The sequence below is a fragment of the Streptosporangium subroseum genome, assembly GCF_900188345.1.
Lineage (GTDB): Bacteria > Actinomycetota > Actinomycetes > Streptosporangiales > Streptosporangiaceae > Streptosporangium > Streptosporangium subroseum.
This window is the reverse complement of sequence record NZ_FZOD01000014.1, coordinates 1-14,673: the sequence shown is the minus strand read 5'-3', so window position 1 is coordinate 14,673 and position 14,673 is coordinate 1. Positions and strand designations below refer to the sequence as shown.

The 14,673-nt window shown below is 70.8% G+C and carries 14 protein-coding genes; 5 read left to right on the top strand and 9 right to left on the bottom strand.

The features are described from left to right. Positions 1–16: 16 nt before the first annotated feature. The 3 genes from CHC08_RS16400 to CHC08_RS16390 form a co-directional block, all read right to left on the bottom strand. Entirely contained in the window at positions 17–751 is a 735-nt protein-coding gene (locus CHC08_RS16400; protein ID WP_089208160.1) for a Mut7-C RNAse domain-containing protein, read from the bottom strand. 87 nt (positions 752–838) lie between these two features. Then, positions 839–2,020 (bottom strand): amidohydrolase family protein, encoded by a 1,182-nt coding sequence (locus CHC08_RS16395; RefSeq protein ID WP_089208159.1) that lies wholly within the window; start codon positions 2,018–2,020, stop codon positions 839–841. Next, positions 2,017–3,117, bottom strand: coding sequence for a hypothetical protein (locus tag CHC08_RS16390; RefSeq protein ID WP_089208158.1), 1,101 nt, complete (start codon positions 3,115–3,117; stop codon positions 2,017–2,019). The genes CHC08_RS16395 and CHC08_RS16390 overlap by 4 nt, the downstream gene beginning before the upstream one ends. Before the next feature lie 196 nt (positions 3,118–3,313). Between CHC08_RS16390 and CHC08_RS16385 the strand changes: the two genes are divergently transcribed. Both CHC08_RS16385 and CHC08_RS16380 read left to right on the top strand, forming a co-directional pair. Further along, on the top strand, positions 3,314–4,399 hold the full coding sequence (locus CHC08_RS16385) for a sensor histidine kinase (RefSeq protein WP_089208157.1): 1,086 nt from the start codon (positions 3,314–3,316) through the stop codon (positions 4,397–4,399). Beyond that, positions 4,360–5,040: a response regulator transcription factor gene (locus CHC08_RS16380; protein WP_245878359.1), complete on the top strand. Its 681-nt coding sequence runs from the start codon at positions 4,360–4,362 to the stop codon at positions 5,038–5,040. The genes CHC08_RS16385 and CHC08_RS16380 overlap by 40 nt, the downstream gene beginning before the upstream one ends. 91 nt (positions 5,041–5,131) lie before the next feature. Here CHC08_RS16380 and CHC08_RS16375 read toward each other — a convergent pair whose 3' ends face one another. Continuing rightward, the gene (locus tag CHC08_RS16375) at positions 5,132–5,704 is read right to left on the bottom strand and encodes a putative glycolipid-binding domain-containing protein (protein WP_089208155.1); all 573 of its coding nucleotides are present in this window, start codon (positions 5,702–5,704) and stop codon (positions 5,132–5,134) included. Positions 5,705–5,940: 236 nt separating this feature from the next. Further along, positions 5,941–8,805 (bottom strand): helix-turn-helix transcriptional regulator, encoded by a 2,865-nt coding sequence (locus CHC08_RS52400; protein WP_089208154.1) that lies wholly within the window; start codon positions 8,803–8,805, stop codon positions 5,941–5,943. Positions 8,806–9,068: 263 nt separating this feature from the next. Between CHC08_RS52400 and CHC08_RS16365 the strand changes: the two genes are divergently transcribed. Beyond that, complete coding sequence (locus CHC08_RS16365) at positions 9,069–10,034, top strand: serine hydrolase domain-containing protein (RefSeq protein ID WP_089208153.1); 966 nt, start codon at positions 9,069–9,071, stop codon at positions 10,032–10,034. Positions 10,035–10,103: 69 nt separating this feature from the next. Here the strand turns inward: CHC08_RS16365 and CHC08_RS49600 are convergent, their stop codons facing one another. Then, on the bottom strand, positions 10,104–10,274 hold the full coding sequence (locus CHC08_RS49600; protein WP_179282072.1) for a hypothetical protein: 171 nt from the start codon (positions 10,272–10,274) through the stop codon (positions 10,104–10,106). A 61-nt stretch (positions 10,275–10,335) separates the two neighbouring features. Further along, positions 10,336–11,955: an FAD-dependent monooxygenase gene (locus CHC08_RS16360; protein WP_089208152.1), complete on the bottom strand. Its 1,620-nt coding sequence runs from the start codon at positions 11,953–11,955 to the stop codon at positions 10,336–10,338. A 68-nt stretch (positions 11,956–12,023) separates the two neighbouring features. Here CHC08_RS16360 and CHC08_RS16355 point away from each other — a divergent pair, with 68 nt between their 5' ends. Next, the gene (locus tag CHC08_RS16355) at positions 12,024–12,647 is read left to right on the top strand and encodes a TetR/AcrR family transcriptional regulator C-terminal domain-containing protein (protein WP_089208151.1); all 624 of its coding nucleotides are present in this window, start codon (positions 12,024–12,026) and stop codon (positions 12,645–12,647) included. Positions 12,648–12,707: 60 nt separating this feature from the next. Here the strand turns inward: CHC08_RS16355 and CHC08_RS16350 are convergent, their stop codons facing one another. After that, a complete protein-coding gene (locus CHC08_RS16350) occupies positions 12,708–13,424 on the bottom strand; it encodes an SDR family NAD(P)-dependent oxidoreductase (protein ID WP_089208150.1) in 717 nt (238 codons plus the stop codon). A gap of 89 nt (positions 13,425–13,513) precedes the next feature. On the opposite strand from CHC08_RS16350, the gene CHC08_RS16345 reads away from it, so the two are divergent. After that, a complete protein-coding gene (locus tag CHC08_RS16345) occupies positions 13,514–13,942 on the top strand; it encodes a MerR family transcriptional regulator (RefSeq protein ID WP_089208149.1) in 429 nt (142 codons plus the stop codon). Between the two features lie 153 nt (positions 13,943–14,095). Here CHC08_RS16345 and CHC08_RS16340 read toward each other — a convergent pair. After that, positions 14,096–14,673: pentapeptide repeat-containing protein (locus CHC08_RS16340; protein ID WP_245878358.1), on the bottom strand; the 578-nt coding region annotated here is incomplete at its 5' end.

Here is a 14,673-nt window from a genome sequence, read left to right as displayed (position 1 = left end):
CCCGGACCGCGAGTCCTCAGGACAGCGTCCCGCCGAACTCGCGCATCGCATCCTCGACGATCGAGCTGAGGCGGGCGTGGTGCGCGCCGCGCCAGTAGACGCGTGCGCAGGCGGTGCACTGGGCGAAGGCGTCGTACGCGCGCCGGGTGCCGTCCTCCAGGCTCGGACGGACCGCGTCCTTGCCCACCTCTCCGAGGATTCCGTTGCACGCCGTACACCGGGTCCACGGCGCCAGCACCGGTGCGAACCGCCCCAGCACGTCGCGCAGCTGGTCGTCCGGCCGGTGACTGTAGACGTAGGCTCCCGCCCAGATCTCCCGCCGCTTCAGCAGGCCCCGGTCCCGGGAGAGCAGCACCCGCCTCTGCCCGGCGGAGAGCGTGGCGAGCGCCGGGTCGCCGATGTCCTCGCTCTCGTAGAGCGCGTCGATCCCGAGCAGGCGCATCCGCCGGGCCAGCGTGCCCAGGTGCACGTCGAGCAGGAATCGCAGCGGCGCCCCGGGCACTTTCTGGGGCCGTTCGATCCCGCTCACCTCGATGTGTTCGCCGCCGCGCGGCACGTAGGAGACCGGCACCTCCCGGCCGTCGGCGCGGAGCCGTCCCGACTCGGTGAGCGGAACCCCCAGCGACTCGACGATGTGCCCGAGCGTCGAGGACCCGTCGACGGCGACCACCGTGCTACCGGCGCGTCTCCGAGCCGCGACGAAGAGGTGCAGCTCGGGGGCGAAACTCAGGTGAATGCCGGGACCGTCCATACGGCCAGCATGCCAGCGTCCGACGATCACCGGCCATCGGTTTCGTTCCCGCCGCCCCGGGGGCCGGGGCTCATCCCTCCGCCCGGTTCATCGGACCCGGACACCCGCGCGGAAGACCGCCCGGACATCCCGGAGCCGATCGAGATCGTCGAGGGGGTTTCCGGTGACGACGAGCAGGTCGGCGTCCGTGCCCACCGCGATCCGTCCCTTCCGGTCGGCGACCCCGCACGCCTCGGCGGCGAGGCCGGTCGCCGCGACAAGTGCCTCCAGCGGTGACGGACCGTCCGCGGTGCTCTGGGCGATGGCGTACGGCAGCACGTCGTGTGGCTTGAGCTGCGCGATGCCGGCGTCCGTACCGCGCACGATCCTGGCGCCACGCTCGTACAGGTTCCTGAAGGCCTCATGCACGGCCCGCACACGCTTGGCGACCTCCGGCGGCAGGACCGGCGTCGAATCGCCGGGGGCGATTCCGGTCGTCAGGCTCACGAAGACGTCGCTTTCGGCGATGGCGGCGAGCAGGGCGGGGTCGGCGTCGACCCCGTCCGCCGTCATGAAGGTCGCGTGTTCGATGCTGTCCACTCCCGCCGTCAGGGCGTCTCTGATCGCCGGCGTGCCGTGCGCGTGGGCGGCGACCGGCAGGCCGAGCCGGTGCGCCTCGTCCACGACGATCCGCAGGTCGGCCAGGGAGTACTGGGCCTCGTGCGGCGCCGAGCCCGGCGTCATGAGGCCGCCGCTCAACATGATCTTTACCACCGCGCAGCCCCGCTCGTGCCGGTCCCGCACCGCGTCGCGCAAGGCCGCGGCTCCTTCGGCCGCGCCTCCCATGAAGTGGCAGTGGCCGCCGGGCGTGGTGATCGGGGGCCCGGCTGCGAGGATCTCCGGGCCACTTCCGGGGTGCCGGTCCGACTCCGTGCCCAGTGTCAGCGCCAGGTAGTTGCGGTCGCCGAGGTCGCGCACGGTCGTGACACCGGCGTGGAGCGCCCGGCCGGCCGCGATCCGCATCCAGGCCAGCAGTTCCGCGTCGCCGGCGGTGGTGAACGAGGTCACCGGGTCGGGGCCGGCGTCGAAGCCGAGATGCGTGTGAGGGTCGATGAGACCCGGCATCAGGAACGCGTCCGCCCCGAGGTCGGCCAGGGCCACTCCCTCGGGGGGAAGCGCACCGGAGGTGTCCACCCCGGTGATCCGCCCGTCCTCCAAGAACACCGTCGTGGGTCCGGACACGCTCGTGCCGTCGAACATCAGTCCGGCGTGAATCGCGAAAGGCATCATGATCGGGGGGCTCCTGGTCGGGTTTCGGCAGGCTGGGATGGGAGGTCACGGTGCGGGGCCACGGAGTCTCGGGCCCCCGGCACACAGCGTGGCCGGGTGCGGAGCCGGTAGGACACGGCGGCGATCGCGAGGGCCCATCCGTACCCGCCGAACGCCGTCATGGCCGCCGCGGCGAGCAGCAGCGTCTCGGTGTCATAGTGGCCGACGACCCCGGCGGCGGCCAGGATCGTGTAGATCCCGCCTCCCGTGCCGTACACGGCGAGCGTCGGGGCCACCACCCACACCGGTGTCAGCGGCAGGAACCGGGGCACTCGCCTGCCCGCCGCCCACAGTGTCCAGCGCGGGAACGTCATTCCCCACGGTCGTACCAGGCCCAGCAGCAGAAAGACGGCGAGCGCGATGAGGACGCCGAGGAGGAACCAGCGAGACCAGGTCAGAGCGCCGCTCGATGGGAACCTCGAGCCGTCCAGGGCGTAACCGGCCACGTGAACGCCGTGGATGGCGTAGTAGGGAACGAACACCGCGCAGCCGGCGTAGGCGATCCGGCGCACACGACGCGACGCGGCATGCGCCGCCGGATGCTCCAGGGCCGTCACCGCCCACGGGGAATGTGCCCGGCCGCAGCGAGGGCAGGTGCCCGCCGTACGGTGGCGCCACGACAGCGCGGTGGCGACCAGCAGGACGGCGCCCACTGCGAAGCACAGGCGCTCGATGAAACCCGGCCAGTCTCCGTCGCCGTGGCGGTCGCGGACGGTACCGGTCGTGGCCAGCTCTATCAGGTTCAGGAGCACGAAGGCGCTGCTCCCGAGGGCCAGCACGGCCGCGGTCCACACGGCGGCCGACACGGCACGACGCGGAAGTCGCCGCCCCCACGGGCGGACGGTGGCGGCCGCGGCGACCGCGGCGGCAAGCAGGAGGGGGGCGGCCACCCATGCGCTATGCGGAAGGCCGAACAGCGACCCGCCGTCGAGGGCGATCGCCAGCAGTACGCAGCCGTACAGCACGGCCCATCCGCACGCCGCGTATCCCGCCCACACCGGCCATCGCCACCTCCCTACCGGCGGCACCTCCGCGCGGACGGTGAACGAGTTCGTCATGGCGACCTCCAGATGAGCCCGGATAAGCCGGACAAGCGCTGCGTCACTCGTCAGCCTCGCTCGTCATCGCCCACGCCTGCCTCCCCCTTGCGAGTGAGGTCTCGACGAAGTTCGTGGATTAGCCTCGCCGTAAGAGAGGAACCGCGAACGGCGGCTCGATCGTGGCTCGCCCTGATCACCGACGCGGAGGCGCCACATGAGGGATCGCATCGTCCGCGTGCTGAAAGCGGGGCTGTACCAGTTGCTGGGAGCCGCGTTGCTGACCCCCGTCGCCGCGGCTCTCGCCCTCCTGTTCCTGGCTGACCCGTCCCTGACGCGCATCCTGCTGTTGTGGGTCGCCTGCCTGCCCGCCGCGGTTCTCGTCACGTCGGTGCCACTCGTCCAGCGCATCGAGGTCATCGCCCTGTCCGAGCTGCTCCGGGTGGACGTGCCGGAGCGCGTGGACCGTCTCTATCTCTGGATTCTCACGACCCTGCACCTTTTCCTCGGCGCCACCTTGAGCGCGGTGGCGCTCGTTCTGCTGCCCGGCTTCGTCCAGGTGGTCGACATCGGGCAGTGGCAGGAGGATCCCGCGCCGGTGGTCCAGTTTCTCGCCGTCCTCGCCGTCGCCGTCGCCGTGATGGTCACGGCCGGAGTCGCCCAGCGATGGGCTGTGCGAAGACTCCTCCGATCCGACCCCTCGCACGCGATCGAGGCCCTCGATCGCCGGCAGACCCTCGCCCTTGAGCTTCATGACTCCGTCGGTCACGCCCTCAGTGTCGTCCTCGTTCAGGGGATGGCCGCCCAGGCGGTTCTCCAGGGACGGGACGCCGGGGAGGAGGTGACCCGGTCCCTCGACCATCTGGTCACCACCGCGCGTGACGCGCAGCAGGATCTCGACGTCCTCCTGGGCGTCCTCGACGACGCGGACACGGCGGGGGCGCCCACGCTGCGCTCTCTCGGCAAACTGACCCGCGGGCTGGATGTGGAGTGCGACATCGGCCCGGTCGGCGAGGTCCCGGAACATACGTCGCGGGTGGCCTACGCGATCGCCCGGGAGGCTGTCACCAACGCCCTCCGGCACGGCCGCGGACGGGTCAGGATGCACGTCACCGTCGGTACGGAACTTGTCCTGTCCGTCGAGAACGATGCCGCCGGCACTCCGTCCGCCTCCCCTCCCCGGGAGGGGCGCGGGCTGGTCGGGATGCGGATGCGGGCCCGCCTGGTCGGTGGGACCTGCGAATGGAGGGAGGTGGACAACACATGGGGCATACGGGCGACGCTGCCGCTCCGGTCGAAGTGATCCGCGTTGTCGTCGCCGACGACGAGAGACTCATCCGCTCCGGATGGTCGACGATGCTCTCCGTCCATCCGGACATCGAGGTCGTCGGCGAGGCCTCGGACGGGCGCGAGGCCGTCGCGCTGGGTATCGGCGCCGGGGTGGTCCTCATGGACATCCGGATGCCGTACATGGACGGACTCACGGCGACCAGGGAACTCTCCCGCAGGTCCCCCGGGACCCGTGTCATCGTGGTCACCACATTCGAGAACGACCAGCTCGTCTGGGGCGCCCTGCGAGCCGGAGCCGCCGGGTACCTCCTCAAACGGGCTCCCGCGAACGAACTGGTGGACGCCATCCGCCTGGTGCACGGCCGGGAGGCGGTCCTCTTCCCCGACGCGCTGCGCCGCATCGCGGCAACCCATCACGGGACGGCGACGTCACGGTCGTCATCGGACCTCACCCCGAGGGAGCTGGCCGTCCTGCGTCAGATCGCCCGCGGGCAGAACAACGCCGAAATCGCGGCGACGCTGTTCGTGTCCCGGGAGACGGTCAAGACGCACGTGCGCAACGTCCTCGACAAGCTCGACGCCCGCGATCGCACCCAGGCAGTGGTCCGGGCCTACGAACTGGGGATCGTGTTCGCCGGCGTGGAGCTTCCATGATTGTCGACGGAGGAGAGCCGTAGGTCACCGGCGAAAACCCATGAAGCCCCTCAATCGTCTCGCATGCGGCATGCGGCGACGACGCGCGTCGTCACGGACCGATCAGCTTCGCCAGGCCCGGATAGTCGGCGACGATCCCGTCGTGGTCGAAGGCGAGGTCCGCGCTGAAGCCCTCGCTCTCGAAACGCACCGATCCGGGGCTCAGATGCGTGTAGCGCTGGGTCTCGCGGGTCACCTGCAGGTGGGGAACCCGGACCCAGGCCATGACGAAGTCCATCCGCCCCTCGCAGTCGTTGAGGCCGTGCCGGAGCACCGGCATGGTGTTCGTCAGCGGCGAGAGCCCGAGGTCGCAGTCGAGCGCGTCGTTCAGGACGTTCATGTCCCCGCCGGGCGGCGGCCCTTCGAGGTCGCCCTCCGCCTTCGTCTCGCACGACCAGGTGCCGTGCGCCGAGCGGCGCAGGTCGAGCGCCCGGTGCCAGCCCGCGCCGTGAGCCCGTACGCAGAGCAACTCGGTCACGTATCCGGGAAAGGTCCGCAGGGTGTATTCCAGCCGGTAGGGCACGGGGTCCGTCCCGAGCGCCACCCCGACCGCCGTCAGCTCCGACGCGAGGTCGACTTCCGCGTATTCGGCGCCCTCATCCTTCATCCACACGAGCCCGCGCATCGGCCTCTCCTTTCGTCTGCCCTCTCTCCTCCCCATGAGATGGCCGGAGATCCCCGATCACCCCAGAAAATCCACACGAACCCCTTCACCTTTCCGGACATTACCCACCGAGGCGGATCACTCCCGGGCGCTTCCAGGCCTTTCCAGATCGCTCTCCCCCGCCGGGCGAGTTGTGATCCCCTGGTTCCTTCGGTCGTCACGATCCTGCCCCTGGCTTCTCCGTCCGTCGAAAACCCTCAGCCGAACAGGTTCTGCTGGTGAGCCATGGCCGCCGCCTCTCCTCGTGAGGCGACGCCCAGCTTGGCGAGGATGTTGGAGACGTGCACGCTGGCCGTCTTCGCCGAGATGAACAGCTCACCGGCGATCTCACGGTTGCTGCGGCCGTCCGCCACCAGTCGGAGCACCTCGTGCTCGCGTGCGGTGAGCCCGAGCCGGGCCTCCCCGGTGGACGGCTCGCCGGCGACCGGAATCCTCGCCCGTTTGGCGAGGTCGCCGATCTCGGCGGCCAGCGGCGCGGCGCCGACGTGATCGGCGAGCTCCGCCGCCCGCGTCAGGTATCGGGCCGTCTCCTCGCGCTCTCCTCCGGCGACGGTGACCCGGGCGGCGCCGAGCAGGGCGCGGGCCTCCGCGTACGGCTGGCGCAGGGCCGCCCAGGCGGCGACGGCCGCATCCCACGCCCCCCGGTCGGGCGCCCCGGAGGCACGGGTCGCCTCGGCGGCGAAGGTGAGGCTCCAGGCCTCCTGGAGCCCTCCGTCCACCTCGATCTTGCCCGCGAGCGTCCGCAGCTCGGGCAGCAGCGGCCCGGCGGCCCGGACGCTCGCGACGAGCATCGGCCAGGCGTAGCGAGGGGTGATCGTCAGATCGTGCTCGGCCAGGATCCGCTCGACCAGTGCGAACGCCTCGTCTCCGCGATCACGTGCCAGCAGCAGCTCGATCTCCCTGCAGTGGTGAGGCAGCGTGTTCTGGTCTCGGAAGTTGCCACGGGCGAGCACGGTCCACGCGCTCTGGAGGAGTGACTCGGCCCGGTCGAGGTCGCCGCGGGCCAGCGCGATGTCGGTGGCCAGACCCTGCAGGCTCGCCCGGTACGGCAACGGCGGCGCAGTCTCCAGGGCGTGCTTGACGACCTCAAGCGCCTCGCTCCAGCGCCCCAGCGAGATCAGGGGCTCGGCCAGGTTGATCGCCAGGAAGGCGCCCGACGTGCGGGCCAGGCCGTACACATCGGCGTCCGCGATGCCCCTGCGGGCGACCTCGGCGGCCTCCGCGTGCCGCCCGGCCCCTTCGAGCGAGTCGGACTCGGAGATGGCGGTCCGCAGCAGCGCGCTGTAGTTGCCGGCCCGGCCCGCGATCTCCCGTGCCCGTGTGTACGCCACGACCTGGGACTCAACTTCGGAGTAGCGGTAGCGAGACCAGGCGAGCGTGACGAGCGCGTGTGCCTCGGTGGCGGCGTCACCCACCTGATGGGCGACGCGAATGGCCTCCTCGGCCAGGGCTCCTCTCTCCTCCCAGGTGTCGGGGGCGTGGAGCACGCGGGCGAGGCTCTCCAGCACCCGGGCGCGTAGCGACGTCGGCGGGTCGGTGGGCACGAGCGGAACGGCGGTGCGCAGGTCGTCGACAAAGCCCGGTCGGCTGAGGTCGTATCTGACGAGCCCTCGCTGTCTCAGCAGCCGGGCCGCGCGGATCGGGTCGGTGCCGGTGTCGATCTCGCGCAGGGCCGCCTTGGCGAGGGAGAGCCCGTGTTCGAACTCTCCCGCCAGGTGCGCCACGGTGATGGTCTGCCGCATCACGTCGACGTGGTCGGTCTCGATCCTCTCCGCCGCGTCGGGCACCCGCTCCCACAGCTCCAGCACCCTGTCGAGCATCCGCAGCTGCTCACCGTAGGCCACCGACTTCCTGGCGGCCGCGGCCGCACGCCACGCGCTGACGAGCGCCCAGAGCGCGTCGTGCGCGGCATGCCAGTGATGCGCCAGCTCGATGGCCCCCCGAGGGGCGGGCAGGATGGCGAGATCCCTCTCCAGGGCCTCGGCGAAGCGGGTGTGCAGGCGAGTGCGCTCACCGGGCAGCAGGTCGTCGTGGACGGCCTCGCGGATCAGGGCGTGCCTGAAGGCGTAGCCCTCGCCGTCGACCACGAGCACGTTGCCCGCCACCGCCGGGCGCAGCGCGCGGGAGAGCGCGTCGTCGTCGACTCCGGCGACCGCGGCGAGCAGCGCGTGCTCGATCCTGGCTCCCCCGGCGCTGGCCACCCGCAGCAGCTCCTGGGTCTCCTCCGGCAGTCGCTCGACGCTGGCCAGCAGCAGGTCGCGCAGCGAGTCGGGCAGGGTCTCGTCCGCGTCGCCCTCGCTCAGCAGCGCCTCGACGAACAACGGATTTCCCTCGCTGCGCGCGTAGACGACGTCCATGTCGACGGTGTCCGGCATCCTGTCGAGAATGCTCGCGGCCTGCTCCGCCACCTCACGCCGGCTCAGTCTGCGCAGCTCGAACCGGGTGACCTGGTCGACCCGGCCGAGCTCGGCCAGCAGCGGGCGCAGCGGATGCCTGCGGTGGAGCTCGTCGGACCTGTAGGTGACGAGGGTCAGCAGACGCGCGTCGGAGCGCAGGTAGCGGACCAGGAACGACAGCAGGTCGCGGGTGGAGCGGTCGGCCCAGTGGGCGTCCTCGATGATCAGAACCGTCGGCTCGATCTCGGCGAGCCGCTCCAGCAGGCCCAGGACCTGCTCGAACAGCCGGGAACGAGCCTCGGCGCCGTCCTTGTCGGGCTCGCCGAACTCCGGCAGCAGCCGGGCGAGACCCCCCGTCGTGCCACCGGGCAGCAACGCGGCGATCCCCTCCTGCCCGAGGTCGCGCACGAGCTTGCGCAGCACCGCGGTGAACGGGGCGAACGGCAGGCCGTCGGTGCCCAGCTCGAGACATCCGCCGATGAGCACCCGGCAGTCACCGGCCTGTCCGGCGAACTCCCTGATGAGACGGGTCTTGCCGACGCCGGCCTCGCCGCCGACGAGCACGGTCGACACCGACCCGGAACGCGCCCGGGCGAGCCTCTCCTCCAGAACGGCCAGCTCATCCGCACGCCCGACGAACAGGGGGCTCACCGCATGGATCGTCACGTCCCCAGAATGCCACCGAGCACCGACAGATCATCACGTCCGCGGTCACCGGACCGGTGCCCATCGGCGATTCCCCCACCCCGTCGCCCAGGCAGGGCCGGCCTCCGGTCGACGGTGTCCGACGCCCCTCGCCCCGGACCGTGACCGGTGCCCCGGATCCTCATCGTGGTTTCGAGGTGCCGCCCGGTTACCGGACGGTCGCGGGCGGTGCCGGCCGGCGACCGGGTTGACCCTGACACGGTGGTAAAGCGTAAAACTGGATCATGAACAGCCACACACTCGCCGACCGCCTCGCCCTGGCCGTCGAGCAGGGCCGGGTGCCCGGTCTCCATGCCGTCGTCGCCGTCCGCCGCGGCCAGGTGATCCTCGAACACTACGACCAGGGCGAGGACTTCAAACTGAACGAGCCGCTCGGCCACATGCGCTTCACCCCCGACACGCTCCACGACATCCGCTCGGTCACCAAGAGCGTCGTCGGCCTCCTGTACGGCATCGCCCTGGCCGACGGCCGGGTGCCGGAGCCGCACGAGCCGCTGCTACGGCATTTCCCCGAGTATCCGGACCTCGCGGAGGACCCCCGGCGCGCCGCGCTGACGGTCGAGCACGCGCTCACCATGACGCTCGGCCTGGAGTGGAACGAGGACGTCCCCTATACGAGCGCGGCCAACAGCGAGGTCGCGATGGAGCTCGCCCCCGACCGCTTCCGGTACGTCCTGGGGCAGCGGGTCGTGGACGAGCCCGGCGTCCGATGGTCCTACTGCGGAGGCGCCTCGGCGCTGGTGGCCCGGCTCATCGAGAAGGGCACGGGGTCGGCGCTGGCGGACTACGCGCGCGCCAGGCTGTTCGAGCCGCTGGGGATCACGCGCTTCGAGTGGTCGACCGGCGAGGACGGGGTGGCCATGGCGGCCTCCGGGCTACGGCTGACCCCTCGTGACCTCCTGGCGATCGGACGGCTCGTGCTCGACGGGGGCGGCGGCGTCGTGCCCCCGTCCTGGCTGGCGACGGCGCTGCGCCCGCACGTGCGGATCGACGAGGGCTTCCACTACGGCTACCAGTGGTACGTGGGCGACACCTGGACGGCCGGGTTCGGCAACGGCGGCCAGCGGATCTACGTGGCGCCCGCGCTGGACCTCGCGGTCGCCATCACCGCGGGACAGTACGACCAGCCCGGCCAGCCGACCGCCGCGGTCGTGCTCGACGAGGTGATCCTGGCGGGAATCGAGCGCTGAGACACGCTAACGGCACCCGGGCGGCCGTCGGCAGCAGCGCGACGCCGCCGCCGACGATCGTCAGGCCGATCAGGAACGGCGGCGGCGACCGAGCCGGGTACGGGTGCGATCGCTGAGCATCCCGAACAGCGGCGCCGCCAGCACCGCAGCGATGATGTAGCCGAGATACTCCTCGTGGCCCGGGGCCAGCTGCGTGACCCGGATCGCCAGCGAGATCGCGATCGGCGTGACGAACGCCATGAGTACCTCGCGGGGTGATGAGTATGCGGCATTCGGAGAAGGAGCAGGAGCCTTGAGCAGATCAAGGGCGGATGGGACTGTGGCTCCGAATGGTGATCCGGTCGAGGTAGGCATGCAAGGTGTGATCGGCAGGGGCGTGCGCGAGGAGCCCGATGTAGCCGTCCGGCCGGACGACGACGAGGGTGTTCTCACGCGCGCCGTAGCCGTGCCGGATGAGGCCGTGCGGATCCTCCAGGGCGGTGGTGCCCGCGGGGACCTGCCACCCCGGCGCGACGACCGCGTAGGCGTGCAGGTGATCACCCAGGCCGTTGACCGCGCGCTGAACCGTTTCGGCCCGGTGGGGGCCGAAGGTCAGGACGGTGAAGTGCGGTCCGCGGAACAGATCGAACAGGCGGGTGAGGGCCGCGCCGGTGCCAAGCCGGACGGGTCCGTCGGGGGCGACGTCACCGGCGCGAAGAGGACTTCGGCGATCGGCCAGGTCCTGGCTCAAGGTGCTGGCGCGGTAGGTGGGGTGGTCGTTTCGGTCGCCACGCTGCTGCCGGGCGAAGAACGACCTGAGGATGAACCGTAACAACGGCCGGACGAACCGGGGTGGGGTCGCGGCGGAGAATCGCCTGTCGCTTTCGGCCAGGACCGCACGTGCGACGGGCAGCCGTTCGGTTTCGTAGGTGTCGAGCAGGGAGTCGGCAGCGCTGCCCCGGAGGACGAGACCGAGCTTCCAGCCGAGGTTGTAGGCGTCCTGGATCCCGGTGTTCATGCCGAATCCGCCGAACGGGCTGTGCACGTGAGCGGCGTCGCCCGCGAGGAACACGCGGCCGACGCGGTAGGTGTCGACCATTCGCAGGTTGTAACGCCACGCTGAGAGCCAGGCCGGGTCGGTCAGGCGGATGTCGTCGCGGCCGGTGCGCTCGGTCACCGCCTGCCGCAGATACTCAAGTGAGGCCTCCGGCCAGTCGCCGTCGGCGTCGGGGGCGAGAGAGGCCACGATCTGCCAGGTCTCGGCGTGGGGGATCGGCCTGAGCACGAGGACGTGCCCGCCGTCGGTCATCCAGAAATGCACCGCGTCGTGGTGGTCCAGCCCTTCGACGTTCACGTCGGCGATCAGCGCGCGGGTGTCGTCGTCGGTGGAGCCGGAGAAGGCCAGGCCCAGGCGACGGCGGACCGTGCTGCGCCCCCCGTCCGCGCCGACGAGATAGGCGGCGTGAACGGTCTCGGTGACACCGTCGCGCTCCAGCGTCGCGATGATCTCCCCGCCGTCGGTGGAGTCGTCATCGGAACGGAAATCGACCAGCCGGCAGCCGAACTCGACGGAGCCACCCAGCTCGGTCAGCCGCTCGCGCAGGATGGCCTCGGTCGAGCACTCGGGAATGGCCAGGGAGTTGGGGTAGGGGCGCTGTTCGCTGGGCGGTGCGGGTGGCACTCGCAGATCGAACAGCAGCGGCCGACCCAGATGGAACCGGGTCCGGGACTGCACCTGGGCGGCCGCGACGATGCGGCGGGCGGCACCGAGGTCATCGAGGATCTCCAGGCTGCGGGGCTTGAGGGTGAAGCCCCGGGAGCCGATCTGGGGGACGGGACTCCGCTCCACGATCCGGCAGTCGATGCCCCGTCGGATCAGATCGCAGGCCAGGGTCAGGCCGGTCGGCCCGGCACCCACGATCAGCACTTCGGTGTGGCTCAACGATCTCCCCTTAACGCTGTTCGATTTAACGTTGTTAAGGGTGCATTGAACGTTGTTAAACTGTCAACATGGCACTGGAACGCGACATGATCGTCGCCACCGCGCTGCGGCTGCTGAACGAGGTCGGCCTGGAGCGGCTGACCCTGCGCCGGCTGGCCACGGAGCTGGGGGTGCAGGCTCCGGCGCTGTACTGGCACTTCAAGAATAAGCAGGAACTGCTCGACGAGATGGCCGACGCGCTGACCCGGGAGGTTCCCCCGCGCCCTCTCGGCAAGGGTGAGCCCTGGCAGGACTGGCTCGCCGAACGCATGCGGGATCAGCGGCGCATGCTCAACTCCCACCGCGACGCCGCTCGGCTCTTCGTCGGCGCCAGGCCCGGGCCCGGCACCCACCCGGCCCTGCAGGTCGCTCTGGAGTCGCTGGACCGAGCCGGCCTCTCGCCGCGCGAGGCCCTGCGCGGCCTGTTCACCCTGGACCACTACGTCACCGGGTTCGTCCTGGAAGAGCAGGCCCGGCCCACGCGAGAACCGGAAGAAGACCTCGACGACGCGCGCCGATGGCTCGCCGATCGGCCGGACCTCCTCGCGGCCGTCATGGAGAGCGGCCCCCCGCACGGCGACGAGGCCTTCGAGCACGGCCTGTCCCTGATCCTCGAAGGCATCCGCACGCGGAACATGGCGACGGCACCCTGAGGCGCGGAGGCGTCACTTCGGCGGTGCCGAGCCCTTCTCCCTGGAAAGGCCCGGCGCCGATCAACGCCGATCTCCACCGGCATCCTGTGTGGTGGCGGTCGCGAGGGTCGCTTCGCCGGTGACGGTCGGTCCGCTGTGGACGACCTCCCGTTCCCATCGGTGTCGCGGCTGGGTGTGCAGCCGCCAGTAGTGCTCGGCGATGTCGTCCGGATCGAAGGCCGTACCCGGGGCGACGGGGCCGGCCACGGTCACGGTGGCCACGTGGACGCCGGACGGCCCGTACTCCTTGTCGAGGAGCGTCACCAGCGCCCGGACTCCGGCCTTGCCGAGCGAGAGGCTCACGTACCGCGGCTCCGGTTCGGGCATCCCGCCGGTGAGGATGAACGAACCGCTTCCGCGCCGTGCCATCGCGGGCGCGACCTGTGCGGCGGCGGTGAGTGCTCCGACCACGTTGACCACCCAGGCGTCCTGGTGAGCCCGTACGGACAGCTCGCCGGGCGAGTCGGGCTGGATGATCGCCGCGTTGTACACCACGACGTCCGGCGGGCCGAACTCGTCGGCCGCCGCGTCGAGGGCTGCCCGCAGCGCCGTCTCGTCGGCGCTGTCGGCGGTCAGGGAGACGACCCGCACGCCGGAGGGGGCGACGGCCTCGGCCACCGCTCTCACCGTTTTTCCGGTACGGGCCACGAGGGCGACCGGCATGCCCTCTCGCGCGAACCGCAGGGCGACCGACCGCCCGATTCCCGGGCCCGCCCCGATGATCACTGCTCCCGACATCGCCGGCTCCTTCACCTCTGTCAACGGCTGGCGAAGGGAGGTTAAGGTCTCACATCAATGTGAAGGTCAATCGGCGATGGGGAGGACGCATGCGGATCAGTGCCGTGGCCCGCAGGACAGGGGTGAGCCAGCGACTACTGCGCTACTACGAGGAGCAGGGGCTGCTCCGGCCGGTACGGCTTGCCAACGGCTACCGCGAGTACACCGAATCGGACGCCATCGCGGTGGGTCACATCCGTGCCCTGCTCGCCGCGGGCCTTCCCACCGCCGTCATCGCCCAGGTCCTGCACTGCGTCCACGACGAGGACGAGCGGCCGGTGCCGTCGATGTGTCCGGGCATGATCAGCCATCTGCGGCGGGAACGCGCCCGCACCGCCGAAGCGATCACGCGGCTTCAGGCGTCCCAGCAGGCGCTCGACACCCTGCTCGCCGCCGCCCTGCGACAGCCTGACGTACGCGACGAGGTGGAGCGGGGAGCGTCGGAAAGATCTCCGGGTCGGCGAGAGCCGACGGGCTGAAGGCCCGCTCTGCGGATTGAAGGCCGATCCCGGGACCATCGGCCTCCATCCCTTCGAAAAACTCCCCTGGGAACTGCCGGAACGGATGGGCTGCGGGACCCGGACCAACTGGGGAGCCGCTGCGGACCACAACGGCTCTCCGAGCTCGGGTCCTCACATGGCACGCACCTCGAGGCCCAGTGCGGTGGCGAGCATGGCCGCCTGCTGAAGGTCGATCACCGCGCCTTTCAACGTGACGGTGGACGGGTCCAGTGCGGACAGCTCGCTCCCCCGGAGGTCGCAGCGGGAGAGGTCGGCGCCGTGAAACCACGCTCCGGAAAGGTCGGCCTGACGGAGCGAGGCCCCCTGGAATCGGGCGCCCGTGAGATCGGCCTCACGCATCCGGACGTCGCTGAAGGAGGCGCCGCGCAGGTCGGCCCCGGGAAGCCCGACGAACGACCAGTCACCGCCGACGACCTTCAGGAGGTTGAAGGCGCAGTCGCTGAACACGCTGCCCACGAACTTGCATCCCGTGAAGGTGGCGTCGAAGAACGAGCACCGGATGAAGGTGCAGTTCGCGAACGCGGCGTCGGAGTGCACGGAAGCGTTGAATCGGACATTTCGAAAGGTGCACTCGGAGAAGGCCGCGCCCTGACCCGACGCCTCGGTCATGTCCACGTCGATGAAGGCGACCTGGCTGTGGCTCTCCCCCGAGAGATCCCGGCTGTCCCAGTCTTCGGACCGGATGGTCG

What these genes read in the sequence shown, in the direction of transcription:
- CHC08_RS16355 (WP_089208151.1), top strand. Translation starts at nt 12,024, where the DNA reads ATGGCACTGGAACGCGACATGATCGTCGCCACCGCGCTGCGGCTGCTG.
- CHC08_RS16390 (WP_089208158.1), bottom strand. Translation starts at nt 3,117, where the DNA reads ATGACGAACTCGTTCACCGTCCGCGCGGAGGTGCCGCCGGTAGGGAGG.
- CHC08_RS16385 (WP_089208157.1), top strand. Translation starts at nt 3,314, where the DNA reads ATGAGGGATCGCATCGTCCGCGTGCTGAAAGCGGGGCTGTACCAGTTG.
- CHC08_RS16395 (WP_089208159.1), bottom strand. Translation starts at nt 2,020, where the DNA reads ATGATGCCTTTCGCGATTCACGCCGGACTGATGTTCGACGGCACGAGC.
- CHC08_RS16345 (WP_089208149.1), top strand. Translation starts at nt 13,514, where the DNA reads ATGCGGATCAGTGCCGTGGCCCGCAGGACAGGGGTGAGCCAGCGACTA.
- CHC08_RS16375 (WP_089208155.1), bottom strand. Translation starts at nt 5,704, where the DNA reads ATGCGCGGGCTCGTGTGGATGAAGGATGAGGGCGCCGAATACGCGGAA.
- CHC08_RS16350 (WP_089208150.1), bottom strand. Translation starts at nt 13,424, where the DNA reads ATGTCGGGAGCAGTGATCATCGGGGCGGGCCCGGGAATCGGGCGGTCG.
- CHC08_RS16400 (WP_089208160.1), bottom strand. Translation starts at nt 751, where the DNA reads ATGGACGGTCCCGGCATTCACCTGAGTTTCGCCCCCGAGCTGCACCTC.
- CHC08_RS49600 (WP_179282072.1), bottom strand. Translation starts at nt 10,274, where the DNA reads ATGGCGTTCGTCACGCCGATCGCGATCTCGCTGGCGATCCGGGTCACG.
- CHC08_RS16365 (WP_089208153.1), top strand. Translation starts at nt 9,069, where the DNA reads ATGAACAGCCACACACTCGCCGACCGCCTCGCCCTGGCCGTCGAGCAG.
- CHC08_RS16380 (WP_245878359.1), top strand. Translation starts at nt 4,360, where the DNA reads ATGGGGCATACGGGCGACGCTGCCGCTCCGGTCGAAGTGATCCGCGTT.